This window comes from Pseudomonas fluorescens group sp. PF-1 (assembly GCF_054481335.1).
The window spans coordinates 2,886,299-2,909,682 of the sequence record NZ_JBTMNG010000002.1 but is presented as its reverse complement, the minus strand read 5'-3'; the positions used below and the strand labels follow the sequence as shown (position 1 = coordinate 2,909,682).

Annotated in this window: 21 protein-coding genes; 10 read left to right on the top strand and 11 right to left on the bottom strand. The window is 62.8% G+C overall.

Annotation, left to right across the window (positions count from 1 at the left end; genetic code table 11):
* Positions 1 to 17: 17 nt before the first annotated feature.
* Positions 18 to 386 (bottom strand): DUF427 domain-containing protein, encoded by a 369-nt coding sequence (locus ACX3YD_RS28270; protein ID WP_090468789.1) that lies wholly within the window; start codon positions 384 to 386, stop codon positions 18 to 20.
* A 258-nt stretch (positions 387 to 644) separates the two neighbouring features.
* Between ACX3YD_RS28270 and ACX3YD_RS28265 the strand changes: the two genes are divergently transcribed.
* Positions 645 to 2,585 carry a DNA topoisomerase III gene (locus ACX3YD_RS28265; RefSeq protein ID WP_458961608.1) on the top strand — a complete coding sequence of 647 codons (1,941 nt, stop codon included), beginning with the start codon at positions 645 to 647 and terminating at the stop codon, positions 2,583 to 2,585.
* 80 nt (positions 2,586 to 2,665) lie between these two features.
* On the opposite strand, the gene ACX3YD_RS28260 is transcribed toward ACX3YD_RS28265, so the two are convergent.
* On the bottom strand, positions 2,666 to 3,439 hold the full coding sequence (locus tag ACX3YD_RS28260; protein ID WP_103404252.1) for an IclR family transcriptional regulator domain-containing protein: 774 nt from the start codon (positions 3,437 to 3,439) through the stop codon (positions 2,666 to 2,668).
* 146 nt (positions 3,440 to 3,585) lie between these two features.
* On the opposite strand from ACX3YD_RS28260, the gene ACX3YD_RS28255 reads away from it, so the two are divergent.
* From ACX3YD_RS28255 to ACX3YD_RS28240, 4 genes are read left to right on the top strand one after another with little or no spacing between them, the layout of a single operon-like run.
* The gene (locus ACX3YD_RS28255; RefSeq protein ID WP_103404251.1) at positions 3,586 to 4,404 is read left to right on the top strand and encodes a shikimate dehydrogenase family protein; all 819 of its coding nucleotides are present in this window, start codon (positions 3,586 to 3,588) and stop codon (positions 4,402 to 4,404) included.
* Between the two features lie 33 nt (positions 4,405 to 4,437).
* On the top strand, positions 4,438 to 6,216 hold the full coding sequence (locus tag ACX3YD_RS28250; RefSeq protein ID WP_103404250.1) for an FAD-dependent oxidoreductase: 1,779 nt from the start codon (positions 4,438 to 4,440) through the stop codon (positions 6,214 to 6,216).
* Positions 6,185 to 6,505, top strand: a complete 321-nt coding sequence (locus ACX3YD_RS28245) for an NIPSNAP family protein (protein WP_458961607.1) — start codon at positions 6,185 to 6,187, stop codon at positions 6,503 to 6,505. Before ACX3YD_RS28250 ends, ACX3YD_RS28245 begins: the two co-directional genes overlap by 32 nt.
* A gap of 59 nt (positions 6,506 to 6,564) precedes the next feature.
* Positions 6,565 to 8,271: an FAD-dependent oxidoreductase gene (locus ACX3YD_RS28240; RefSeq protein WP_458961606.1), complete on the top strand. Its 1,707-nt coding sequence runs from the start codon at positions 6,565 to 6,567 to the stop codon at positions 8,269 to 8,271.
* Positions 8,272 to 8,365: 94 nt separating this feature from the next.
* Here ACX3YD_RS28240 and ACX3YD_RS28235 read toward each other — a convergent pair whose 3' ends face one another.
* From ACX3YD_RS28235 to ACX3YD_RS28195, 9 genes are read right to left on the bottom strand one after another with little or no spacing between them, the layout of a single operon-like run.
* On the bottom strand, positions 8,366 to 9,547 hold the full coding sequence (locus ACX3YD_RS28235; protein WP_103404243.1) for an acyl-CoA dehydrogenase: 1,182 nt from the start codon (positions 9,545 to 9,547) through the stop codon (positions 8,366 to 8,368).
* 34 nt (positions 9,548 to 9,581) lie between these two features.
* The gene (locus ACX3YD_RS28230) at positions 9,582 to 10,784 is read right to left on the bottom strand and encodes a 3-oxoadipyl-CoA thiolase (RefSeq protein WP_458961605.1); all 1,203 of its coding nucleotides are present in this window, start codon (positions 10,782 to 10,784) and stop codon (positions 9,582 to 9,584) included.
* Positions 10,781 to 12,301 carry a 3-hydroxyacyl-CoA dehydrogenase gene (locus ACX3YD_RS28225; RefSeq protein WP_458961604.1) on the bottom strand — a complete coding sequence of 507 codons (1,521 nt, stop codon included), beginning with the start codon at positions 12,299 to 12,301 and terminating at the stop codon, positions 10,781 to 10,783. The genes ACX3YD_RS28230 and ACX3YD_RS28225 overlap by 4 nt, the downstream gene beginning before the upstream one ends.
* A gap of 10 nt (positions 12,302 to 12,311) precedes the next feature.
* Positions 12,312 to 13,256, bottom strand: coding sequence for an electron transfer flavoprotein subunit alpha/FixB family protein (locus ACX3YD_RS28220; protein ID WP_458961603.1), 945 nt, complete (start codon positions 13,254 to 13,256; stop codon positions 12,312 to 12,314).
* Entirely contained in the window at positions 13,256 to 14,005 is a 750-nt protein-coding gene (locus tag ACX3YD_RS28215; RefSeq protein ID WP_458961602.1) for an electron transfer flavoprotein subunit beta/FixA family protein, read from the bottom strand. The genes ACX3YD_RS28220 and ACX3YD_RS28215 overlap by 1 nt, the downstream gene beginning before the upstream one ends.
* A gap of 30 nt (positions 14,006 to 14,035) precedes the next feature.
* Positions 14,036 to 15,178, bottom strand: coding sequence for an acyl-CoA dehydrogenase family protein (locus ACX3YD_RS28210; RefSeq protein WP_458961601.1), 1,143 nt, complete (start codon positions 15,176 to 15,178; stop codon positions 14,036 to 14,038).
* An 11-nt stretch (positions 15,179 to 15,189) separates the two neighbouring features.
* On the bottom strand, positions 15,190 to 16,386 hold the full coding sequence (locus ACX3YD_RS28205) for an acyl-CoA dehydrogenase family protein (protein ID WP_458961600.1): 1,197 nt from the start codon (positions 16,384 to 16,386) through the stop codon (positions 15,190 to 15,192).
* Between the two features lie 48 nt (positions 16,387 to 16,434).
* Complete coding sequence (locus tag ACX3YD_RS28200; protein WP_458961599.1) at positions 16,435 to 17,295, bottom strand: enoyl-CoA hydratase/isomerase family protein; 861 nt, start codon at positions 17,293 to 17,295, stop codon at positions 16,435 to 16,437.
* Between the two features lie 51 nt (positions 17,296 to 17,346).
* Positions 17,347 to 18,123 carry an enoyl-CoA hydratase gene (locus ACX3YD_RS28195; protein WP_458961598.1) on the bottom strand — a complete coding sequence of 259 codons (777 nt, stop codon included), beginning with the start codon at positions 18,121 to 18,123 and terminating at the stop codon, positions 17,347 to 17,349.
* Between the two features lie 238 nt (positions 18,124 to 18,361).
* On the opposite strand from ACX3YD_RS28195, the gene ACX3YD_RS28190 reads away from it, so the two are divergent.
* The 5 genes from ACX3YD_RS28190 (at position 18,362) to ACX3YD_RS28170 (ending at position 23,337) form a co-directional block, all read left to right on the top strand.
* Positions 18,362 to 19,957: an AMP-binding protein gene (locus ACX3YD_RS28190; RefSeq protein ID WP_458961597.1), complete on the top strand. Its 1,596-nt coding sequence runs from the start codon at positions 18,362 to 18,364 to the stop codon at positions 19,955 to 19,957.
* 46 nt (positions 19,958 to 20,003) lie between these two features.
* Complete coding sequence (locus ACX3YD_RS28185) at positions 20,004 to 20,771, top strand: SDR family NAD(P)-dependent oxidoreductase (RefSeq protein ID WP_047528102.1); 768 nt, start codon at positions 20,004 to 20,006, stop codon at positions 20,769 to 20,771.
* Positions 20,772 to 20,802: 31 nt separating this feature from the next.
* The gene (gene badI / locus ACX3YD_RS28180; RefSeq protein ID WP_103404234.1) at positions 20,803 to 21,585 is read left to right on the top strand and encodes a 2-ketocyclohexanecarboxyl-CoA hydrolase; all 783 of its coding nucleotides are present in this window, start codon (positions 20,803 to 20,805) and stop codon (positions 21,583 to 21,585) included.
* Between the two features lie 59 nt (positions 21,586 to 21,644).
* Positions 21,645 to 22,784, top strand: coding sequence for a cyclohexanecarboxyl-CoA dehydrogenase (gene aliB, locus ACX3YD_RS28175; RefSeq protein WP_458961596.1), 1,140 nt, complete (start codon positions 21,645 to 21,647; stop codon positions 22,782 to 22,784).
* A 73-nt stretch (positions 22,785 to 22,857) separates the two neighbouring features.
* Positions 22,858 to 23,337, top strand: a complete 480-nt coding sequence (locus tag ACX3YD_RS28170; RefSeq protein WP_103404233.1) for a MarR family winged helix-turn-helix transcriptional regulator — start codon at positions 22,858 to 22,860, stop codon at positions 23,335 to 23,337.
* The last annotated feature ends 47 nt before the right edge of the window (positions 23,338 to 23,384 follow it).

Below are 23,384 nucleotides of genomic sequence, written 5' to 3'. Positions count from 1 at the left end.
TACCGGCATTGCGAACATCACTCGTCGAGCTCGACCACCTCAAATGTCACCTGGTCCGGATAGAACGCCACATACCCGCGAATCTGCTCCACCGACACCTTGGGGTTTTCGTAACTCCATACCGCATTAGCCCCTTCGTGCCCCGGCACCTGCAAACTGAAATAGCTGGCATCGCCCTTGTAAGGGCAATAGCTGGTGTGATCGGTGCGGGCGTAATACTGCTCGTCGATGTCCTCTCGCGGCACGTAATACACCGGCGGATAATTGGCCTCCAGCAGCACCAGGGCGCGCGAAGACGCGGCCACCTGGATACCGTGGAACTTCACCAGCAGACAGCCGGGTTGCTCGGCGATGGTGATGACAGGACTGGGACCGGTGCTTTTCATGGAGTTCGTTCCTCATGACGATGATTGACCCTGGGGGGGCGTGGCTTGCCCGCGACGGGCTGCCCGGCAGCCCCATGACCTGAGACCACGATCTATCAGGTATAACCCAAATTCCGCACTCACGGCCGCCTTGCAGCCGAACGGATCAGGCAAACCATTGCAACGCAAAACTGTACATCCATACAGATAAAGATTGCCCCCGCGTCCATCTCCCGCCATTCTGTGCACCTCTTCGGGCACTGATCGACGATGGTGGTTATGCGGCTGTACCTCTGTGAAAAACCTTCCCAGGCCAAAGACATTGCGGCTGTGCTCGGTGCCAGGCGCCGTGGCGATGGCTGCTGGCTGGGAACGGACGTCACGGTGACCTGGTGCATCGGCCATCTGCTGGAAACCGCGCCGCCGGATGCCTACGACGCACGCTACAAGCGCTGGGTGCTGGCGGACCTGCCGATCATTCCGGACAAATGGAAAATGACCGTCAAACCGCGCACGGCCAGTCAGTACAAGGCCGTCAAACGCCTGCTCGGCGAAGCCGACGAACTGATCATCGCCACCGACGCCGACCGCGAAGGCGAAATGATCGCCCGGGAACTGGTGGAGCATTGCCGTTATCGCGGGCCGATCCGCCGCTTATGGCTGTCGGCGCTGGACGACGCCTCGATCCGCAAGGCCCTCGCCGCCCTCAAGCCGGGCGCCGAAACCTTCAGCCTTTACCATTCGGCGCTGGGGCGTTCCCGGGCCGACTGGCTGATCGGCATGAACATGAGCCGGCTGTTCACCCTGCTCGGCCGCCAGTCCGGCTATCAGGGCGTGTTGCCGGTCGGGCGCGTGCAAACACCGACGCTGCGCCTGGTGGTGGATCGCGACCGCAGCATCGCCAACTTCGTACCGGTCGCCTACTGGGCCATCGATGTCCAGCTGCTGCATGACGGCACCGCGTTCACCGCGCAATGGCGGGCGGCCAGCGAGGTTTGCGACGATCAGGATCGCTGCCTGAACCAGGCGCTGGCCCAACGAGCGGCCGCTGCGATGACCGGTGCAGCGAGCGCCCGGGTGATCAAGCTGCGCACCGAACGCATGCGCGAGGTGGCGCCGCTGCCGTTCGACCTGGGCACCTTGCAGGAAGTCTGTTCGAAGAAGCTCGGGCTTGGCGCCCAGGAAACCCTCGACATCGCCCAGGCGCTCTATGAAACCCATAAAGTCATCACCTACCCGCGCAGTGACTGCGGCTATTTGCCCCTCAGTCAGCACACCGAAGCGCCGGGTATTCTGGCGGCGCTGCGTCAGGCCAACCCCGCGCTGAACGCCTTGCACGACCACCTTGAGCCCCAGCGGCGCTCACGGGCCTGGAACGATGCCAAGGTCAGCGCGCACCACGGCATCATCCCCACCGCCGCCGCGAAGAACCTCGAAAAACTGGCGGGCAAACAACGCGCGGTCTACACCCTGATCCGCGCACGCTACCTCGCCCAATTCCTGCCCAATCACGAATACGACCGGACCCAGGCCGACTTCGACTGCGCCGGGGAAGCCTTGCGTGCCGTTGGCAAGCAGATCGTCGAACCCGGCTGGAAACGTGCGTTGCCCGAAGCCCTTGCCCCGGCCAGGGGCCGTGAAGCACCGGCCCCGCAAACACTGCCCAACCTCAAGGAAGGCATTGATTGCGCAGTGGCCAACGTGCAGCTCAAGGACCTGTGGACGCAACCGCCCAAACCGTTCACCGAAGGCGATCTGATCAAGGCGATGAAGAACGTGGCCAAACTGGTGGAAGATCCGCTGCTCAAGCAAAAACTCAAGGACACCACCGGCATCGGCACCGAAGCGACCCGCGCCTCGATCATCCAGGGCCTGCTCGACCGTGGGTACCTGGTCAAGAACGGCAAGGCGCTGGCTGCCACCCCCGCCGCTTTCAGCCTGATCGACGCAGTCCCGCGGGCGATTGCCGATCCGGGCACCACGGCCATCTGGGAACAGGCGCTGGACATGGTGCAAAGCGGCGAAATGAGCCTTGAAGAATTCGTCACCAAACAAGCCGCCTGGATGAGCAAGCAGGTCAGCCGTTGTGCCGGCCTGAGCCTGACCATCAGCGGCCCGGCCAGCCCCGCCGGACGTGGCGCGACACCGTGGAAAAACAAGCGCAAGCCGGCCAAGCGTAAAGCAACGGCGGGCAGCAAGCGGACAGCAAAACCGGCGTGACAGCGCCGTTGTTCATGGGGTTCGACGAACACCGGGGCCCCGCCGTTGTAAGGGTGTTCACTTGAGCAAGCGGCGCACGCTCAGAGTGTCATGATCGGCCGCAGCAGTGCCTGCCCTTCGTAGAGCGCCGACAGATAACGCTCGCGCATGTCCTCGATGGTCATGCGCGACGCGTGCGTGGTGAGTGTGAGCGTCGCCTGCAACCGCCCTTCCCGATCGATCAGCGGCACGCTCAAAACCCGCATGCCCACTTCATATTCCTGATCCACCAGCACGTAACCGCGCTCTGCGGCCAAGGCTATTTCGCTGCGGATCTGCGCTTCGTCGGTCAGGGTGTAAGGCGTGACGGCCCGTGGCCGATTGCGCGCGAAATAGGCGGCAAGCGCCTCTTCGGCAAGGCTCGCCAGCCACAGCCGACCGCTGCCGGTGCAATACATCGGTACCCTCGAACCCGGGCGAATCGACATCGAAGTGATGTGGCTGTAGCGGCTGCGCACCACATGCACAATGTCATCGCCGTCACGCACGCCTACCGACACATGTTCCTGAGTGGTTCGCGCCACCTGCTCGACGATGGGCCGCAGCATGCGCGGCAATACCGCTGAATCGACATAGGCCTGGCCGATACGCAAGGTCTTGGCGGTCAGCCAGTAATAGCGGCCGTCGGTTTGCGCAAAGTCGTCATGCACCAGCGTCAGCAGAAAACGCCGGGCGGCGCTCTGGGTCATGTCGGCCATGCGCGCCACTTCCGGCACGCTCAAGCGCGGATGCTCCTGGGAAAACAGCTGCAACAGCGCCAGGCCTTTTTGCAGGCCGACGATCAAATCCCGCGAATGGATGGTGGGCTGTTTCATCGACTCGGACTCTTTATCACGCAAAGACTGCGATTATCGCACTGTCATTGCGATTATCAACGTATTCGCCCCAGGCTTTGATTGTTCGTCTTGTGGCCCGCTTGCAGTATCGGCCCCACAACACAGCCAATAAGCGGGTACATCTCATGATTCAGGGTTCGACTGAATTGGTCGCCATCGTCGGCTCACCGATCGCCCAGGTGAAATCGCCGGAAAACTTCAATCGCTGGTTCGCCGACCACCAGCAAAACGTTGCGATGCTGGCCATCGACCTCGCACCGACCGCCTTGCAGAACTTCATCCAGACCCTGCGCGGCTGGCAAAACATGCGCGGTTGCGTGGTGACCGTCCCTTACAAACAACTGTTGGCCAGCCGCCTGGACAGCCTCAGCGAACGCTCGGCAGCCCTGCGTTCGGTCAATGTGATCCGCCGCGAGGCCGACGGGCGGCTGGTGGGCGATATCGTCGACGGCGAAGGCTTTCTCAATGCTGCGCGCAAACACGCGTTCAATCCCAAGGACAAGCAGGCGCTGGTGATCGGCACGGGCGGCGTCGGCAGCGCGATCGCCTATTCGTTGTGCCAGGCCGGCGTCAGCCACCTGGTCATCAGCGACCTGAGCCAGGAGCGCGTCGAAGTGCTGGGCGAGCTGTTGCGCAGCGCCTTCCCGGAGATTGTGATCAGCGCCAATCCGCTGACACTGAAGCACTTTGATCTGGTGGTGAACGCTTCACCGGTTGGCATGGGCGCTGCCACCGATGACGGCCCGATGCCATTGCCGAGTGCGCTGATGGAAACCTTGAGCGCCACCGCTCTGGTGGCTGATGTCGTGACTTCGCCGCAGGTCACGCCCTTTCTCGCCTGCGCCCGACGCATGGGCTGCACGATTCAGACCGGGCCGGAAATGGCCCTGGCGCAACTGGGCAACCTCGGTCATTTCATGGGCGTGACGCCGCTGGAAATCTGAACATCCAGCCACGTCCTCAACAGGCAATAGACAATGAACACTACGACTTCCCTGCCCGCTGCCAACGCCGACCTGACCTATGACGTGATTGTCCTGGGCAGCGGCGCGGCCGGTTTCGCCGCCGCCGTGACGGCCAGTTGCCGGGGCCTCAAGGTCTTGCTGGTGGAAAAGACCGAGGCATTTGGCGGTACGTCGGCGATTTCCGGTGGCGCGGTCTGGCTGCACGATACCGATCAGGCCCGGGCCGCCGGGCATCACCTGCCCGCCGAGCAGATGCGCCGTTACCTCAAGGAGGTCATCGGCGCCGGCTACAACCCGGAACTGATCGACGCCTTTATCGAACAGGGTCGCGAAGCCCTGCACTACCTGGAAACCCACAGCGAACTGAGTTACAGCCTGCGGCCGCTGTCGCCCGACTATTACCCCGACCTGCCCGGTGGCACACAAACCGGCCGAGCGCTGGAAATCGACGAATACGACGGGCGTCGGCTGGGCGAGCATTTCAAGCACCTGAAACGGCCACCGGACGGCATGCTGCTGTTCGGCGGCATGATGGTCAATCGTGTCGATATCCAACACTTCCTCAGTTTCAAGCGCTCGGCAAAATCCCTCTGGCACTGTCTCAAACTGATGGGGCGCTACGCCGTCGACCGGCTCAGCCATCCACGCGGCACCCGCCTGACCGTGGGCAATGCCTTGATCGCGCGCCTGGCCAGCACCGCCTTCGCCAATGGCGTCGACCTCTGGCTGCAAGCGTCGGCGGAGTCGTTGATCGTTGAACAGGGAACGGTCAAGGGCGTGCGAATTGCCTGGCGCGACGCGACCCGTGTGGTGTGGGCGCGCGGCGGCGTCGTGTTGGCCACGGGTGGTTTTGCCGCTGGCGACCAGGCCGCCGGGCAGCGGCCGGCCACCGACTCGGAGCACTGGACCATGTCACCGCCGGCCAACGTCGGTGACGGACATCGCCTGGCCGCGTCGGTCAACGCGGCCATCGGCGACCACCTCTCGGCGAACTTCTTCTGGGCGCCGGTCTCGGTGCTGCACAAGGCCGACGGCAGCGTCGAACGCTTTCCGCACCTGGTCACCGACCGCGCCAAGCCGGGCGTGATCGCGGTCAACCGCGCCGGGCGCCGTTTCGTCAATGAGTCCGACTCCTACCACTGTTTCGTCGAAGGCATGTTCGCCAACGGCGGCGCCAACGCGCCCTGCTGGCTGATCTGCGACAGCGACGCCATGAACAACTACGGCATGGGACTGGCCCGTCCACGGCCGGTCGACAACAGCGCACTGATTGACGCCGGTTACCTGCTGCGCGCCGACAGCCTTGCCGAACTGGCCCGGATCGCCGGCATCGATGCGTCCGCCCTGGCGCAGACCCTGGCGCAATACAACGCCGATGCCGAACACGGTGTCGACCGCCAGTTCGGCAAGGGCAGCACGGCCTACAACCGGTACATGGGTGATCCGCTGCACCAGCCCAATCCGTGCCTCAAGCCGTTGCGCAAGGCGCCGTTCTACGCCGTCCGTTTGTTTACCGGCGACCTTGGCTCGGCCCGCGGGCTGGTCACCAACGGCAAGGCCAGGGTGCTGGATCGCAGCGGCGCACCGATTCCCGGCTTGTACGCCGCCGGCAACGAAATGAATTCGATCATGGACGGCACCTACCCCGGCCCCGGCATCACCCTGGGCCCCGGCATCACCTTCGGCTACCTCGCCGCCAGCGACATCGCCGGCCGGCTCGATCAACACCCCACACAACCATCCCGCACTGGAGAACAGCATGTATTACGAACTGCGCACCTACACGATTAAACCGACCAGGCTCGGCGACTGGCTGTCCCTGTACAAAAGCGCCGCACTGGCCGTCCAGCAAGAGCACCTGGGCAACCTGATCGGTTTCTTCACCACTGAAATCGGCGAAGCCAATCAAGTGGTGCACATCTGGGGCTACACCAGCCTTGACGATCGCATGGCCCGCCGCAACGCCATGGCGGCCGATCCGCGCTGGCAGGCGTTCGCACAGCAGAACAAGGAACTGGACGCCGTGGTGACCCTGGAATCACGACTGCTGCGCCCGACAGACTTCTCCCCGCTCAAGTAAACCCGGTCGCGCCGCTTCGATGTTCGAAGCGGCCCTCATCCTTTCTCGCGGTAATCCCCATGCACATCAGCAATCCCCTGCTTTGTGACGTTCTGGTCATTGGCTCCGGCGCCTCCGGCCTGGCGACGGCGGTGACCGCCGCTGAACTCGGTTTGGACGTCATCGTGGTGGAAAAAGAGCCGCAACTGGGCGGCACCAGCGCCTGGTCCGGCGGCTGGCTGTGGATCCCGCGCAATCCGCTGGCCATCGCCGACGGCATCGTCGAAGACCCTGAACAAGCGCGTATTTATCTGCGTCGGGAACTGCACAACGAAGCGCTCGACGCGCGTGTAGAGATGTTCCTCGAACAAGGGCCGAAGATGGTCGAATTTTTCCAGCGCCATACCGAGGTGCAGTTTTTCTCCGGCAGCAAAATGCCGGACTTTCACGCCAGCGAAGGCCACGCCAAAGGCGGGCGCTCGGTCTGCGCACAACCCTTCGACGGTCGTCGACTCGGGCCCTGGATCAACAAGCTGCGACGCCCGCTCGACCTCATCAGCCTGTATGGAATGGGCATCGCCGGCGGCACCGACCTCAATCATTTCCTCAATGCCCGGCGCTCGCCGTCTTCGCTGCTTTACAGCGCCAGGCGGGTGTTGCGTCATACCCGCGACCTGCTGCGGCATGGTCGAGGCATGCACCTGGTCAATGGCAATGCCCTGGTCGCCCGCCTGCTCAAAAGCGCAGTGGACCGCCAGGTGCGCCTGTTCACTGACACCCCCGTGCGCACGCTGCTACGCGAGGGCGACCGGGTGGTGGGGGCGCGTGTTGAATCCGCAGGGCAACGGATCGATGTTCACGCCCGGCGAGGTGTCGTGCTGGCTTGTGGTGGCTTCCCCCACGATCAGCGGCGCATCGCGCAGTTGTTCAAGCACGCGCCCAATGGCACCGAACATTTGAGCGCGGCGCCCAAGGGTAATACCGGTGACGGACTGCGCCTGGGCGAAAGCGTGGGTGGATGCGTTGCAACCGGATTGCCCCATGCCGCTGCGTGGGCACCGGTATCCCGAGTGCCACGGGAGGACGGTGGTTTCAGTGGTTTTCCCCACCTGATGGAACGGGCCAAACCCGGTTTCATCGCCGTGCGTCAGGATGGTCGGCGCTTCGTCAACGAGGCCGACTCCTACCACGACTATATGTGCGCGCTGTTCAACGCCTCAGGTGCGCAAGAAGCCCCGGTGTCCTGGCTGATCTGCGATCACCGCGCCCAGCGCCGCTATGGGCTGGGCTGGTCGAAACCCTTTCCGTTTCCGACAGCGCCCTATGTACGCGGCGGCTACCTGTTCAAAGCCCGGACCTTGAGTGAGCTGGCACACCAATGCGGTATCGACGCGCAACAACTCGAAGCCACCGTCAATGCCTTCAACCAGGGTGCAGAGCAAGGTCGAGACCTGCTGTTTCAGCGTGGAGCGTCGCTGTACAACAAAGCGCAGGGGGAAGCACTGCACGAGCCGAACCCGTCCCTGGGCAGCCTGCGCGAAGGGCCTTTCTATGCCGTGAAACTGGTCCCCGGCAGCCTCGGCACCTTCGCCGGCCTGAACACCGACGCCTGCGCCCGCGCCCTCGATGAACACGGCACGCCGATCCCGGGGCTGTTTGCCGTGGGCAATGACATGAACAGCATCATGAACGGGTACTACCCAAGCGGCGGCATCACCCTGGGGCCGGGCATGACGTTTGGGTACATCGCAGGAAAAACACTGGCCGGTCAGCCAGCGCAGGCGTAAGGCACCTCCGGCTTGTCGAGGCGGATATCCGACGCTTCTACAAGCCGGGCAAACGCCCGGCAAATAAACCCAAGGGATGCTTTTCAGGCAACCATCAGAAAAACGCCTGGATACCGGTCTGCGCACGACCGAGGATCAGCGCATGCACATCGTGGGTGCCTTCGTAGGTATTGACCACTTCCAGATTGACCAGATGGCGGGCCACGCCAAATTCGTCACTGATGCCGTTACCGCCCAACATATCCCGCGCCAGGCGCGCGATCTCCAGCGACTTGCCGCAGCTGTTGCGCTTCATGATCGAAGTGATTTCAACCGCGGCCGTGCCTTCGTCCTTCATCCGCCCCAGGCGCAGGCAACCCTGCAAGGCCAGGGTTATTTCGGTCTGCATGTCTGCCAGCTTCTTCTGGATCAACTGGTTGGCAGCCAAGGGGCGACCAAACTGGATGCGATCCAGCACGTACTGGCGCGCAGTGTGCCAACAATCTTCAGCCGCACCGAGCGCGCCCCAGGCGATCCCGTAGCGTGCCGAGTTCAGGCAGGTGAACGGCCCGCGCAGACCGCGCACTTCAGGGAAAGCGTTCTCTTCAGGGCAGAACACGTTATCCATGACGATTTCGCCGGTAATCGATGCACGCAGCCCGACCTTGCCATGGATCACCGGCGCGCTCAGGCCCTGCCAGCCTTTCTCCAGGACGAAGCCACGAATCTGCCCTTCATCGTCTTTGGCCCAGACCACGAAGACATCGGCGATCGGGCTGTTGGTGATCCACATCTTGTTCCCGGTGAGGCGGTAGCCGCCTTCGACTTTTCTCGCCCGGGTAATCATCGAGCCCGGATCGGAGCCGTGGTTCGGTTCGGTCAGGCCGAAGCAACCGATGTAATGACCGCTGGCCAGCTTCGGCAGGTACTTCTGTTTGGTGGCTTCGTTACCGAACTCGTTGATGGGCACCATCACCAGGGAGGACTGCACGCTCATCATCGAGCGATAGCCAGAGTCCACGCGCTCGACTTCCCGGGCAATCAGGCCATAGCACACATAGTTCAGACCGCTGCCGCCGTAGATCTCGGGTATGGTGGCGCCGAGCAAGCCGGTCTCGCCCATCTCGCGGAAGATAGCCGGGTCCGTCTGCTCATGACGAAAAGCCTCCAGCACCCGGGGCGCGAGCTTGTCGGCGGCGAACTGTTGGGCACTGTCGCGGACCATGCGCTCTTCTTCGGTGAGTTGCTGATCCAGCAGCAGTGGGTCGATCCAGTTGAAGCTTGCCTTGTTGGCCATGGGTAATTCTCCGGGTTCGTTCTTGTGATGTTTGTTAGTCGACGCGTTCAATTACGCAGGCAATGCCCTGGCCCAGTCCAATGCACAAGCTGACCAGGGCGAAGCGCCCGTTGCTGCGTTCCAGTTGACGCACCGCGCTGTAGGCCAGACGGGCACCGGAAGCACCGAGCGGGTGACCGATGGCAATGGCACCACCGTTGGGGTTCAGGCGCGAATCATCGAAGGCCACGCCGAGTTGTCTGGCACAGCCGAGCACTTGCGCGGCAAACGCTTCGTTGATTTCGATCAGGTCCATGTCGGCCAGGCTCAAACCTGCACGCTGCAAGGCCTTGGTGCAGGCCGGCACCGGGCCAAGGCCCATCAGGCGCGGTTCGACACCGGCCACGGCACCGGCCAGGATGCGTGCGCGCGGCTTGAGGCCGGCCTTCTCACCGATGGCGCGCGAGCCAATCAGCAGCGCAGCCGCGCCATCGTTGATGCCCGAGGCGTTGCCGGCGGTAACAACGCCGCCGTCAAACAGTGGTTGTAGGCCTGACAGCGCTTCGAAGTTGCTTTGTGGACGCGGATGCTCGTCACGGTCGACGATCTTCGGCGGCTGCTTGCGCCCTGACGGCACTTCGATCGGCAGAATTTCACCGGCCTGGAAACCGTCCCGCACCGCCGCGTCAAACAGCATCTGACTGCGAGCGGCGTAGGTGTCGGCTTCTTCGCGAGTGATGCCCAGTTCATGAGCGACGTTGTCCGCCGTCTGCGGCATCGAATCGGCACCGAACCCGGACTCTACCTTCGGGTTGGGAAAGCGTGCTCCGAGGGTGCTGTCGTAGACATGGAAGTCACGGGACCAGGCACTTGTCGCCTTGGCCACCACGAACGGCGCACGGCTCATGCTCTCCACGCCGCCCGCAATAAACAGCTCGCCTTCGCCGCAGCGAACGGCGCGGGCAGCATCCAGTACAGCCGCCAGGCCAGAGCCGCAGAGACGATTGACGGTCAAACCGCCAACGGCCGTCGGCAAGCCGGACAGCAGCGCAACATGGCGCGCCAGGTTGCGCCCGTCCTCACCGGCCTGGCTGCTGCAGCCGGCGATCAAGTCTTCATAGTCGCGCACCTCAAACGGGTTACGCGCCACCAGCGCGCGCACCACAGAGGCCAGCAGGTCATCGGGACGCACACCGGCCAACGCGCCACCGTGGCGACCGAAGGGTGAACGCAGGCCATCGTAGATATAAGCCGTCATGCTGGGTCCTCGGGGGTGGTCAGGGGCAGGCCGAGCTGGACCCGGCGACGCAGCCAGGGGCTGACCCGATAGCGCGGATCCTGATACAGCTCATGCAGTTGGTGCAGGATCTGCTGGATCTGCAACGCACCGTAATGGTCGCCAAAACCCAGCGGACCATGGGGGTAACCGAGGGCCAACTGCACCGCACGGTCCAGGGTCGCCGGCTCGGCGATGCGACGCTGGGCAATCTCGCAACCCAGGTTGACGATCCCGGCTAGCACGCGCTGGGCGATGAAGCCCGGCGAGTCATTGATGACTTCCACCGGCACGCCATCGACGCCCAGGGCCTGGCGTGCTTGCGCCAGCAACTGTGAGTCGAGCGCCGGTTGGCGCATCAACACGCGACGCGTGTCGAAACCAACGAAGGTTTCCAGCGCCAGGCTGCGTTGCGGTGGCAGTCGCTTGCGGGCGATCACGCGGCTGGCATCCTCGCCCAAAGGCGTGACCAGGCAGATGGCGTTCGCACTCGGTTGATCGCCCTGCTCCAGCACCACGCCAGCAGCGGACAGCACCGCGGCGATCCGTTCGCGCATGGCCGAGTCGTCGCAGTCCAGCCAGAACGGCTGGGTGATCGCCACCTGCGGCGGCGACTGCTCTGCTTGCTCGACCACACGACCGTCCTGGTAGCGATAAAAGCCCTGCCCGGTCTTGCGCCCCAGCAAACCACTGGCCAGACGCGGTGGCACCAGTGCCGACGGGGTGTAGCGCGGGTCCTGGTAAAACTGCGCGTGTATCGACTCCATCACCGCATGGGAAATGTCGAGGCCAACCAGGTCGAACAGTTCGAACGGCCCCATGCGAAAGCCGAGGCTGTCCTTGAGGATGCGATCGATCTGCGCCGGGGTGGCAATCCCCTCGCCGAGGATACGCAAGGCCTCCGGACCGAAGGCCCGCCCGGCATGATTGACCAGGAAGCCCGGTGAATCAGGCGTTGTCGCGGCAAAATGCCCAGCGTGCCCGGCCAGCGCCGCCAGGCGCTGAACCACCTGCGGGTCGGTCAGTTCACCACGCACCACCTCGACGATTTTCATCAATGGCACCGGGTTGAAAAAGTGAAACCCGGCCACCCGCTCTGGATGTTTGCAGGCACTGGCTATCAGGCTCACCGACAAGGATGAAGTGTTGGTCGCCAGCACCGCGTCGGCCCTGACCACTTGTTCCAGCGCACGGAACAACCCCTGCTTGGCCTCAAGGTTTTCAACAATCGCCTCGATCAATAAATCGCAATCGGCCAAGGCTTCAAGGCTGATGGCCGGGCGCATGCAAGCCAGCGCGCTCGCCAGCGCTTCGTTGCTCAACTTGCCCTTGGCGGCGGAGCGCTCCAGCACGGCCCGATTGGCTTGCAGCGCCTCCTGCGTCGCTTCGCTGCGACTGTCATACAGCAACACCGGAACGCCAGCGGTGGCGAACAACTGGGCGATCCCCCGGCCCATCGCGCCGCTGCCGATCACACCGATCTGTTTGAACGTATTCACAAGCACCTCCTCAAATCGCCCGTTCCAGTTCCGGCACGGCGTCGAACAGATCCGCCACCAGGCCGTAGTCGGCGACCTGGAAGATCGGCGCCTCTTCGTCCTTGTTGATCGCCACGATGACCCTGGAATCCTTCATGCCGGCCAGATGCTGGATGGCACCCGAGATGCCCACCGCGATGTACAACTGCGGCGCGACGATCTTGCCGGTCTGACCGACTTGCATGTCGTTGGGTACAAAACCGGCATCGACGGCGGCACGCGATGCACCCACGCCCGCGCCAAGCTTGTCGGCCAGCGCATAGAGGTGTTTGAAGTTGTCGCCGTTCTGCATGCCACGGCCACCCGACACAACAATCTTCGCGGCGGTCAGCTCCGGGCGATCGGACTTGGCCAATTCTTCACTGACGAAGACCGACTGACCGCTGTCGGTGACCAGGGCGAGCGCTTCGATGACGGCGTTGCCCCCTTCGGCGGCAGCGGCATCGAATCCGGTGCCGCGCACGGTGATCACCTTCACGCTGGCAGAGGACTGCACCGTCGCGATGGCGTTGCCCGCATAGATCGGGCGCTTGAAGGTATCGGCGCTTTCGACCGCGATGATCTCGGAGATCTGGTCGACGTCCAGTGCGGCGGCGACGCGCGGCAGGATGTTTTTGCCATTGGACGTGGCGGCAGCCAGGATGTGGCTGTAGCTGTCAGCCCCGGCTTCTTGAACAAGCGCGACGATCAACGGCGCGACGTTTTCCGGCAACCCGTGCGCGTAGGCAGCGTTGTCGGCCAGCAGCACTTTCGTCACGCCTGCCACCTTCGCCGCGGCCTCTGCCGCGGCGCCCGCGCCCTGACCGGCGACCAGCACATGAATATCGCCGCCGATCTGCTGCGCAGCCGTCACGGTGTTGAGGGTGGCAGCCGCCAGTGCTGCGTGGGTGTGTTCAGCGATAACCAGGATAGCCATTAGATTACCTTCGCCTCGTTCTTCAGTTTTTCGACCAGTTCGGCCACCGACTTGACCTTGATCCCGGCGCTACGCGCGGCCGGTGCTTCGACTTTCAGGGTCTGCACGGTGCCCGCGCAACTGACGCCCAGGGCACTCGGGGTGAGCACCTCCAGCGGCTTCTTCTTGGCCTTCATTATGTTGGGTAGCGACGCGTAGCGCGGCTCGTTCAGGCGCAGGTCGGTGGTGACGATGGCCGGCAGTTTCAGGGAAACCGTCTGTGCGCCGCCGTCGATTTCGCGGGTCACGGCCACGCTGTCGCCGCTGATGGCGACTTTCGAAGCGAAGGTGCCCTGACCGTAGCCGCTCAATGCCGCAAGCATCTGGCCGGTCTGGTTGTTGTCGCTGTCGATGGCCTGTTTGCCGAGGATCACCAACTGAGGCTGTTCCTTGTCGACAACCGCTTTCAACAGCTTGGCAACGGCCAGGGACGTCAGATCTTCGGCGGATTCGACCAGGATGGCGCGGTCGGCACCCAGCGCCAGCGCGGTGCGCAGTTGCTCCTGTACCGCACTGCTGCCGATGCTGACGACCACCACCTCGGTGGCAATCCCTTGTTCTTTGAGGCGCACCGCTTCTTCCACGGCGATTTCGCAGAAGGGGTTCATCGCCATCTTGACGTTGGCAAGGTCAACGCCGGAGTGGTCCGCCTTCACGCGAACCTTGACGTTGAAATCAACCACACGTTTTACCGCAACCAGTACTTTCATAGTGTGTTCCCGTGTTAGTGCAGTGATCGGTCAGGCGCTGTGCAGCAGCTCGGCGTAGGCCTGCAAATGGTGATCGTCATCGCCCAATTGATGACCCAGCATCACCAGGCGCTTGGCGTGATGGGCCAGGCTGTACTCCCAGGTCATGCCGATACCACCGTGCAACTGGATCGCTTGCTCGGCGATCAGGCGTGCGGCGCGGACTACCACGAACTTCGCGGCGGCCAGTTGCCGGCTACGTTCGTCGCCGTCGGCTTGATCAGCCACACAGGCGGCAAGGATGGCCATGGAGGTGGCCATTTCCAGCTCGCCGCACATGTCGGCCATGCGATGCTGCAGCACCTGGAATTTGCCGATTGGCGTGCCGAACTGCTTGCGCGTCTTCAGGTAGTCGAGGGTCAGGCGAAAGGCTTCCTGCATGCCGCCGACGGCCTCGGCGCACTGCCCGGCAATGGCCCGACCCTGCTGATAACGCAACGCCGGCAAGGCTTCGCCGATGTCACCGAGCAAAGCACCCCGGGACACAAAGACATCGTCGAGAATCAGATCACTGGCTCGCGGGCCATCGATGCAGGGGTAATCGCGACGCTGCAACCCATGGGCTTGCGCCTCGACCAGAAACAGGCTGATGCCCTGTTCGCAACGTGTATCACCGCTGGTTCGTGCCGACACCAGGATCAATCCCGCACTGGCCGCGCCCACCACGCAGATCTTGCGCCCGGACAGGCACCAGCCACCCTCGACCGGGCGCGCCTGGGTCTGCACATCGTGCAGCTGGTAATGGCTTTGCAGTTCCTCCAGAGCCACCGCCAGTTGCAGTGAGCCTTCGGCCACCCGCGGCAGCAGGTCTGCCTTTTGGCTGGCATCACCGAGTTGTTGCAGCAGGCCGGCCGCGTGAATCTGCGACTGCAGGAAGGGCTCCAGGCACAGGTGGCGACCGAGCTCGGTCATGATCAGCAGGTTGTCCACGCCGCTGCCACCGAAGCCGCCATGTTCCTGGGCAATCGGCACCGAACACAGGCCCAGTTCTGCCATGTGGTTCCAGAACACCGGGCTCATGCCGGCTTCGCTGTGGTAATAGCCTTCGCGGGCTTCGAAGCTGTAGTGGTCGCGGGCCAGTCGGGCCACGGTGTCTTGCAGCATTTGCTGCTCGGAGCTGAGTGTGAAGTCCATTGCGTGCCTCCTTAAAGCTCAAGAATCATCTTGGCGATGATGTTCTTTTGAATTTCATTGGAGCCGCCGTAGATAGACAGCTTGCGAAGGTTGAAATACTGGCTGGCGGGGGCGGCGCTGTAGTCGCTGTGCAGCGAAGTGCCGGTAAAGTCGTCGGTCAATTGCGCTTCGACGAAAGGCAACGCCTTGGCGCCCAGCGCCTTGCGCAACAGGTGACTGATGGCCTGGCGAATTTCCGAGCCTTTGATTTTCAGGATCGAGCTTTCGGCACCGGGCACACCGCCGGCCTGGGCAGCAGCGAGGATGCGCAAGGTGCTCATCTCGATGGCCAGCAGCTCAATCTCCACCTCGGCGACCTGCAAGCGAAACTGCGGGTCCTGCAGCAACGGCCGACCGTTGCGCAACTCCTGCCGGGCGACCGCTTTGAGGTGCGCCAAGGCTGCCTTGGATTGGCCGATGCCAGCCTGCCCGGTGCGCTCGTGGGTCAGCAGGTATTTGGCGCAGGTCCAGCCCTGGTTCTCTTCGCCCACCAGGTTTTCCACTGGCACGCGGACGTTGTCGAAGAACACTTCGTTGACCTCATGCTCTCCCTCGAGCGTGATGATCGGGCGAACGCTGATGCCCGGCGTGGTCATGTCGATCAGCAGGAAGGAAATGCCCCGCTGCTGCCGGGCTTCGCTGTCCGTGCGCACCAGGCAGAAAATCATGTTGGCGTGCTGGCCGAGCGTGGTCCAGGTCTTCTGGCCATTGACCACATAGTGGTCGCCCTCGCGCACGGCACGGGTCTTGAGGCTGGCCAGGTCCGAACCGGCACCCGGTTCCGAGTAGCCCTGGCACCACCAGTCTTCTCCGCTCAGGATGCGTGGCAGGTAATGCGCCTGCTGCGCTGGGTTGCCGAATTTCATGATCACCGGCGCAACCATATTGACGCCGAAGGAGATCAGGCGCGGCGCACCGAAGGCGGCGCACTCCTGCTCGAAAATGTGTTTTTGCACCACGCTCCAACCGGTGCCACCAAAGGTCACCGGCCAATTGGCCGCGTACCAGCCACGCCGGGCAAGGATGCGCTGCCAGCGTTGGTGGTCGTCCTTGCTCAGACGCTTGCCCAGGCGAACGCTATTGGCGATGTCCGCCGGCAGCGCGTCACGAAGGAAAGCACGCACCTCGGTGCGGAACTCAAGCTCGGCGGGTGTGTAGTGGATGTCCATGCAAAGTCCTCGGTCGATGGTCAGGCCAACACCAGGCTGGCCGCAGGTTCAGCGTTGGCCGTTCTTGGCTGTCTGGCGCCGGGCAAAGAAATCTTCGATCAGCGCTGCACGTTGGGGCGATGCCATGCATTCGAGAAACAGCGCGCGCTCGCGCTGCAACCCTTCGATCAATGGCATATGGATCGCCGCTTCGATCGCAGCGAGGCAGCGCGGTGCCGAGAACGAATCAGCCTGGGTGCGGCCGATTTCGCTGCGCCGGGCCGCAATCAATGCACTGGCCTCGGCAGACGTCGTTGGTATCGTCATCTGGCCGACGCGCCGCACGCCCACCCGCTCGGCCAACAGGTGCCGCGCATGCGCAAGGCCTGCAACCAGAGGCTCATCGTCGAACAGTGCGTCGACAAGACCGAGCTCCAGTGCCCGGGTTGCCTCGATCGGCTCGCCGCCGATGATCATGGCCAGCGCGCTTTGCACACCCACCAAGCGCGGCAGGCGTTGGCTGCCGCCGCCCCCGGGCAGCAAACCCAGACGGGTTTCCGGCAGGCCGAACCGGGTGGCACGGTGAGCGATGCGGTAGTGACAGCCCAGCGCGACTTCCAGCCCGCCACCCAGCACTGAGCCGTGCAACACCGCCAGCGAGGGCTTGCTGCCGTTCTCGATGGCCAGGGTCAGTTCCTGCAGGATCGGCGCCTGGGCCGGTTGGCCGAACTCGCGAATATCGGCACCGGCAATAAAGGTCTTGCCTGCGCAATAGAGCATGATCAACTCGACCTGCCCGTCCCGCTCGGCCGCCATGAACGCTTGCAACAGCCCGACGCGCACGGCGTGACCGAGGGCATTGACCGGCGGGTTGTCGACCCGGATCAAGGCCACGCCCGCCTCGCGCGTCATTTGTACGACTGAAGTCATCGGACAGCTCCTCTTTTTATAGTTATGCGGCTTGCCAATCGATCGCGTTTCTCAGCGATGGGTCCATACCGGCTGGCGCTTCTGAGCGAAAGCCTGCATGCCCTCCTTCTGGTCCTGACTGGCGAAACTGGCGTGCATCAATCGCCGCTCGAACTGCACACCCTCGGCCAGGGTGGTTTCGAAGGCACGGTTGACCGCTTCTTTGTTGAGTTTCACCGCGATCGCCGGGTGAGCGGCAATCTGCGCGGCCACGGCCAGGGCTTCATCCAGCAGGTCTGCCAGGGGCACCACGCGACTGATCAAGCCGCAGCGCTCGGCCTCATCGACTTCCATGAAGCGCCCGGTCAGGCACAGATCCATGGCCTTGGCCTTGCCGATGGCGCGGGTCAGGCGCTGGGTGCCGCCGGCACCGGGCAACGTGCCGACCTTGACTTCGGGCTGGCCGAATCGAGCGTTGTCGGCGGCGATGACCATGTCGCACATCATCGCCAACTCGCAGCCCCCGCCCAGCGCCAGGCCGGCAACCGCGGCGATCACCGGCTTGCGGCATCGGGTGACGGTCTCCCAGTTGGCCGTGACGAAATCCTCCAGGTACACATCGGCAAACCCCTTGAACTGCAATTCGCTGAGATCAGCACCGGCCGCGAAGGCTTTGTCGTTGCCGGTAATGACGATGGCCCGAATCCGCTCATCGGCCTCGAAGGCCAGCAGCGCCTGGCCCAGCTCGGTCATCAAGGTGTCATTGAGGGCGTTATGGACAGCCGGGCGATTCAAACGGATCAGGCCGACGGCTGCACGCTGCTCGACAAGGATATTCAGGAAAGCCATGTCACCTACCTCTTGTTGTTCGGTATGGGTTTCGAATATATCCACAGAAAAAATTAAAGACAACATGTTGACATATTAATTTTGAAAGCCTTATCTTCAGCTCATCGAAAGGGCAATACCAGATCGTAAGAAAACAACAATTCCAACCCTTAAGAGTCGATACTTATAAATGAACACCTGGACAGCCACACCACCAGATCGTCATCCGGAAGCGTCCTCCACAAGCGCTATCAGTGACATGATCATTACAGATTACTGGGGTATACAGGTTGCACGAGGCCAAGGTCGCCGCGCCCTGTCGAGCTACCAGGCTGGCGAGAACAATCCTGTCTCGTTTACCTACGGCGAACTGGATGCCGTGGTCACCCGCATGGGTGCCGGCCTGGCCGCCCTGGGTGTGGGAAAAGGCAGTGTGGTGTCCTGCCAGTTGCCCAACGGCTGGCAGATGACAGCCTTGTTCCTGGCCTGTGCCCGTATCGGCGCGGTGTTCAACCCGCTGATGCCGATCTTTCGGGAACGCGAACTGCGCTTCATGCTCGGCCACGCCCGCAGTCATCTTCTGGTCGTGCCCAAACACTTCCGGGGTTTCGATTACGCCAGCATGGCCGAAGGCCTGCGCACCGACCTGCCGGAACTGCGCCATGTTTTGGTGATAGGGGGTGACGGTCACAACTGCTTTGAACAGCAACTGCTCGAGCGGGAATGGGAAAAGGACTGCGATACCCAGGCGCTGTTCGCAGAACGACGCCCCCAGGCCGACGATATTCTCCAGCTGCTCTTCACTTCCGGCACCACGGGTGAACCCAAAGGGGTGCTGCACACCTCCAGGACCCTGCTGAGCAATATCATTCCTTATGCCGAGCGCCTGGGGCTTGGCCACGAAGACATCATCTTCATGGCCTCGCCCATGGCTCACCAGACCGGTTTTCTCTACGGCCTGATGATGCCCATCTACCTCGGCGCGGCAGCGGTACTGCAAGACGTCTGGGATGCGCGCACCGCCATAAGGATCACCGCCGCCGAGCGCCCAACTTTCACGATGGCCTCAACACCGTTTCTCGCCGATTTGATCGAGCTCGCACCGGACAATGGTGACGCGCTCACGAGCCTGCGTTTTTTTGTCTCGGCCGGCGCGCCCATTCCGGAAAGCCTGGTGGAAAAGGCTGGCCACAGCATCAACGCGAAAATCATCTCGGCCTGGGGCATGACCGAAACCGGCGCTTCCACCATGACGCGCCCGCAGGACGATCCCGAGCGGGCCATCTACAGCGACGGCGTGGTGCTACCGCTCATGGATGTGCGGGTGGTCGATGATGCCGGGCTTGCGCTGCCCGCCGGCAGCGAAGGCCATCTTCAGGTCCGCGGCGCGAGCCTGTTCGTGGGCTACCTCAAGCGCCCCGATCTCTACGGCGTTGACGCCCAGGGCTGGTTCTCCACCGGAGACCTGGCCCGTATGGATGCCCAGGGCTACATCCGCATCACCGGACGAACAAAGGATGTCGTCATCCGCGGCGGCGAAAACATTCCGGTGGTTGAGGTGGAAAACCTGCTCTACAAGCACCCGGCCATTTCGGCGGCAGCCCTGGTGGGCTGCCCCGACGAGCGACTCGGTGAGCGTGTCTGCGCTTACGTCACGCTGCATGACGGCTATACGGAGCTGAGCCTCGATGACGCGGTGACCTTTCTGCTCGAACACAGCCTGTCGCGCAACTATTTGCCCGAGTACCTGGAGGTGCTGCCTGCCCTGCCCCGCACGCCCTCCGGGAAGATCCAGAAATTCAAGCTGCACGAGCGGGCCGCGAACATTCGCATCGACCCGGCCAAGCGCCGCTGATCAACACACTCGACACACGCAACTCAACTGACTTGGAGAATGCCCCATGAAAGGCCTTAGTGGAAAAACCGTGATCATCACTGGCGGGGGCGGCGGCATCGGCCGCGCGGTGTGCCAGCGCTTCGCCGCCGAAGGCAGCCGGGTGGCGGTGCTGGATCGCGACAGCGCTGCGGCGCAGGTCACCGTCGACCTGATCCGCGAAGCCGGTGGAAAAGCAGTCGCCTATGCCGCCGACATCGCCGACTACGACGCCATCACCCAGACCGTGGCGGCCATCGAAAAAGACTTGGGTGTGCCGACCGTACTGGTCAACAACGCCGGGTTCGACCGCTTCATGCCGTTCCTCAAGACCGAACCAAAGCTCTGGGAGCAGCTGATTTCGATCAACCTGACCGGTGCCCTGAACATGCACCACGTGGTGCTGCCGAAAATGCTCGAGGCCGGTGGCGGCAAAGTCATCAACATTGCCTCGGATGCCGCCCGCGTCGGCTCGTCGGGCGAGGCCGTCTATGCAGCCTGCAAGGCTGGCCTGGTGGGCTTGAGCAAAACCCTGGCGCGGGAACTGGCGACCAAGAACATCAACGTCAACGTGGTCTGCCCCGGTCCGACCGACACCGCGCTGCTCAAAAGCGTGGCCGAAACCTCCAGCAATCCGGAAAAGCTCCTGGAAGCCTTCAAGAATGCCGTGCCGATGCGCCGACTCGGCCAACCAGAAGACTATCCGGGAATCATCGCCCTGCTCGCCAGCGACGATGCCAATTTCATCACCGGTCAAGTCATCAGCGTGTCCGGCGGCCTGACGATGGCTGGCTAAGCCAGACGATACTCATATGGGAGAGCATGCAATGAACTACGAAGACATCCTGTACCAAGAACTCAACGGCGTCGCGACCATCACCATCAACCGCCCCGAGCGCTACAACGCGTTCCGCGGCCAGACCTGCATGGAGCTTATTGACGCGTTCAACCGCGCCGGCTGGAACAAGGAAATCGGCGTCATCGTCTTCACCGGCGCAGGCGACAAGGCTTTCTGCACCGGCGGCGACCAGGGCGCCCATGAAGGCCAGTACGACGGCCGCGGCCTGATCGGCCTGCCGGTCGAAGAGCTGCAGAATCTGATCCGCGAAGTACCCAAGCCAGTGATCGCGCGGGTCAACGGCTTCGCTATCGGTGGCGGGCACGTGCTGCACGTGGTCTGCGACCTGAGCATCGCCTCCGAAAACGCGGTGTTCGGCCAGGTCGGCCCCAAGGTCGGCTCGGTAGACCCGGGCTACGGCACCGCCTACCTGTCGCGCCTGATTGGCGAAAAACGCGCCCGCGAGATCTGGTACCTGTGTCGCAAGTACAGCGCCCAGCAAGCGCTGGACTGGGGGCTGGTCAACGCTGTGGTGCCCCACGAGCAGCTCGATGAAGAAGTACAGAAGTGGTGCGAGGAAATTCTCGAGAAGAGCCCTACCGCGCTGTCCATCGCCAAGCGCTCGTTCAATGCCGACAGCGCCAACATCGGCGGCATCGGCGGCCTCGGCATGCAGGCCCTGAGCCTGTACTACGACACTGAGGAGTCCAGGGAAGGCGTCGCCGCTTTCAAGGAAAAGCGCAAGCCCGAGTTCCGTAAATTCTACAAATGATCCCTGCGCCGGCAGCCATGGCGCTGCCGGTTCAGCACCCGAATGGCCTGGAGAGCATCATGAATTTCGCATTCACAGAACAACAAAATGCCATCCGCGACAGCGTTGCACGATTCAGCGCTGACGTCCTCGCCCCCGGTTACCGCCAACGGGATCGCGACGGCCGCATCGAGCGCGAAGTCATTGCCCAAATGGGCGAAATGGGCCTGCTTGGTGGCGAACTGCCTGAGGAGTTCGGCGGCAGCGGCCTGGACTGTGTCACCGCCGGCCTGATCATCGAAGAACTGGCCCGTGGCGACTTCAACGTCGCGTACATCCCACTGCTGACGTCGTTGAACGGCCAGATCATCGCCCAATACGCCGAATCCTCGCTCGCCCGGGAATGGCTGAGCGAAATGACGGCCGGGCGCAAGGTCGCCTGTATTGCCCTGACCGAACCCGGCGGCGGGTCCGACGCTGCCAGCTTGCGCCTGAAGGCCGAACTCAAAGGCGGCGTCTATGTGCTCAACGGCGAGAAAACGTCTATCTCCATGGCCGATCAGGCGGATGTCGCCGTGGTCTTCGCCCGCACCGGCACCGTGGAGCAACGCGCCAGCGGCATCAGCGCTTTTCTGGTGCCCATGAACCTGCCGGGCATCAGCACTACCCGTTTCGAGGATGCCGGCGAGCGTGCCATTGGCCGCGGGTCGATTTTCTTCGACAACGTTGAAGTGCCAGCCAGCCATCGCCTGGGGGATGAAAACAAGGGCTTCAAACAGGTCATGCAGGGCTTCGACTACAGCCGCGCCCTGATCGGTCTGCAGTGCCTGGCCCTGGCCCAGCAGTCGCTGGATGAAACCTGGCAATGGCTGACCGAACGCAAGGCCTTCGGCCAAGCGTTGTCTTCCTTTCAGGGTTTGACCCACCCACTGGCAGAATTGCAGACCTACGTGCATGCTGCGCGCCTGCAGTGCTATTACGCCTTGTGGCTCAAGGATAATAAGCTGCCGCACAATGCCGAGGCGGCCATGAACAAATGGTGGGGACCGAAACTGGCATTCGATGTGGTCAAGCAGTGCCTGCTGGCCCATGGGCACACCGGTTACGGCGAGGACCTGCCGTTCGCCCAGCGCTTGCGCGATGTACTTGGCCTGCAAATCGGTGACGGCACCGCGCAGATCATGAAAAATATCATCGCGCGCGAATTTGTCCCCAACTGATGCCCTGCCTGCTCCGCCAGGCCGGGCGCTCATACAGCCGCGCTCGTCCTTACGGAGCCGACAAGGAACATTGATGAACAATAGCGATACCCGATCCGTACCCAATACGCTGTTTTTCCGGTTGTTCCAGACCGGTAACGTGCTGCAAAGGCAAGTCCAGAAAGAGATGGGCATCAGCACGGTGCAATGGGCCGTGCTCGGCGCACTGTCACGCGAACGTTATGAAGGGGGTATTTCGTTCTTTGAACTGACCGAATACCTGTTCGTCAGTCGCCAGAGCCTGGACGGTGTACTCAAGCGCATGGAGCGCGACAACCATGTGCTGCGCGTGCCCCACCCGGATGACGGACGTGCCCGCCTGGTGCAGTTGACCGATACCGGCAGGGCATTCTGGGACTCTCTGCAGGAAAGGATCCAGACGTTTTACCAGCAGGCATTGAAAGGCTTCAGTTTCGACGACAGCGTCAGCCTGCTGCATTACCTCAACAAGCTACAGGGCGACATGGCCGCCATATCGCTCGGTAGCGAGCAGCAAGACGACGAGGCGCAATAGGCTGATCCCAACCTTCCTGCCCTCGCCCAAGCGTCATTGTTCATAAA

Coding starts and splice junctions, on each gene's coding strand:
- ACX3YD_RS28195 (WP_458961598.1), bottom strand. CDS start 18,123: ATGGCTTTCCTGAATATCCTTGTCGAGCAGCGTGCAGCCGTCGGCCTG.
- ACX3YD_RS28265 (WP_458961608.1), top strand. CDS start 645: ATGCGGCTGTACCTCTGTGAAAAACCTTCCCAGGCCAAAGACATTGCG.
- ACX3YD_RS28250 (WP_103404250.1), top strand. CDS start 4,438: ATGAACACTACGACTTCCCTGCCCGCTGCCAACGCCGACCTGACCTAT.
- ACX3YD_RS28230 (WP_458961605.1), bottom strand. CDS start 10,784: ATGACGGCTTATATCTACGATGGCCTGCGTTCACCCTTCGGTCGCCAC.
- ACX3YD_RS28235 (WP_103404243.1), bottom strand. CDS start 9,547: ATGGCCAACAAGGCAAGCTTCAACTGGATCGACCCACTGCTGCTGGAT.
- ACX3YD_RS28185 (WP_047528102.1), top strand. CDS start 20,004: ATGAAAGGCCTTAGTGGAAAAACCGTGATCATCACTGGCGGGGGCGGC.
- ACX3YD_RS28210 (WP_458961601.1), bottom strand. CDS start 15,178: ATGGACTTCACACTCAGCTCCGAGCAGCAAATGCTGCAAGACACCGTG.
- ACX3YD_RS28190 (WP_458961597.1), top strand. CDS start 18,362: ATGATCATTACAGATTACTGGGGTATACAGGTTGCACGAGGCCAAGGT.
- badI (WP_103404234.1), top strand. CDS start 20,803: ATGAACTACGAAGACATCCTGTACCAAGAACTCAACGGCGTCGCGACC.
- ACX3YD_RS28170 (WP_103404233.1), top strand. CDS start 22,858: ATGAACAATAGCGATACCCGATCCGTACCCAATACGCTGTTTTTCCGG.
- ACX3YD_RS28220 (WP_458961603.1), bottom strand. CDS start 13,256: ATGGCTATCCTGGTTATCGCTGAACACACCCACGCAGCACTGGCGGCT.
- ACX3YD_RS28215 (WP_458961602.1), bottom strand. CDS start 14,005: ATGAAAGTACTGGTTGCGGTAAAACGTGTGGTTGATTTCAACGTCAAG.
- ACX3YD_RS28255 (WP_103404251.1), top strand. CDS start 3,586: ATGATTCAGGGTTCGACTGAATTGGTCGCCATCGTCGGCTCACCGATC.
- ACX3YD_RS28260 (WP_103404252.1), bottom strand. CDS start 3,439: ATGAAACAGCCCACCATCCATTCGCGGGATTTGATCGTCGGCCTGCAA.
- ACX3YD_RS28240 (WP_458961606.1), top strand. CDS start 6,565: ATGCACATCAGCAATCCCCTGCTTTGTGACGTTCTGGTCATTGGCTCC.
- aliB (WP_458961596.1), top strand. CDS start 21,645: ATGAATTTCGCATTCACAGAACAACAAAATGCCATCCGCGACAGCGTT.
- ACX3YD_RS28270 (WP_090468789.1), bottom strand. CDS start 386: ATGAAAAGCACCGGTCCCAGTCCTGTCATCACCATCGCCGAGCAACCC.
- ACX3YD_RS28245 (WP_458961607.1), top strand. CDS start 6,185: ATGTATTACGAACTGCGCACCTACACGATTAAACCGACCAGGCTCGGC.
- ACX3YD_RS28200 (WP_458961599.1), bottom strand. CDS start 17,295: ATGACTTCAGTCGTACAAATGACGCGCGAGGCGGGCGTGGCCTTGATC.
- ACX3YD_RS28205 (WP_458961600.1), bottom strand. CDS start 16,386: ATGGACATCCACTACACACCCGCCGAGCTTGAGTTCCGCACCGAGGTG.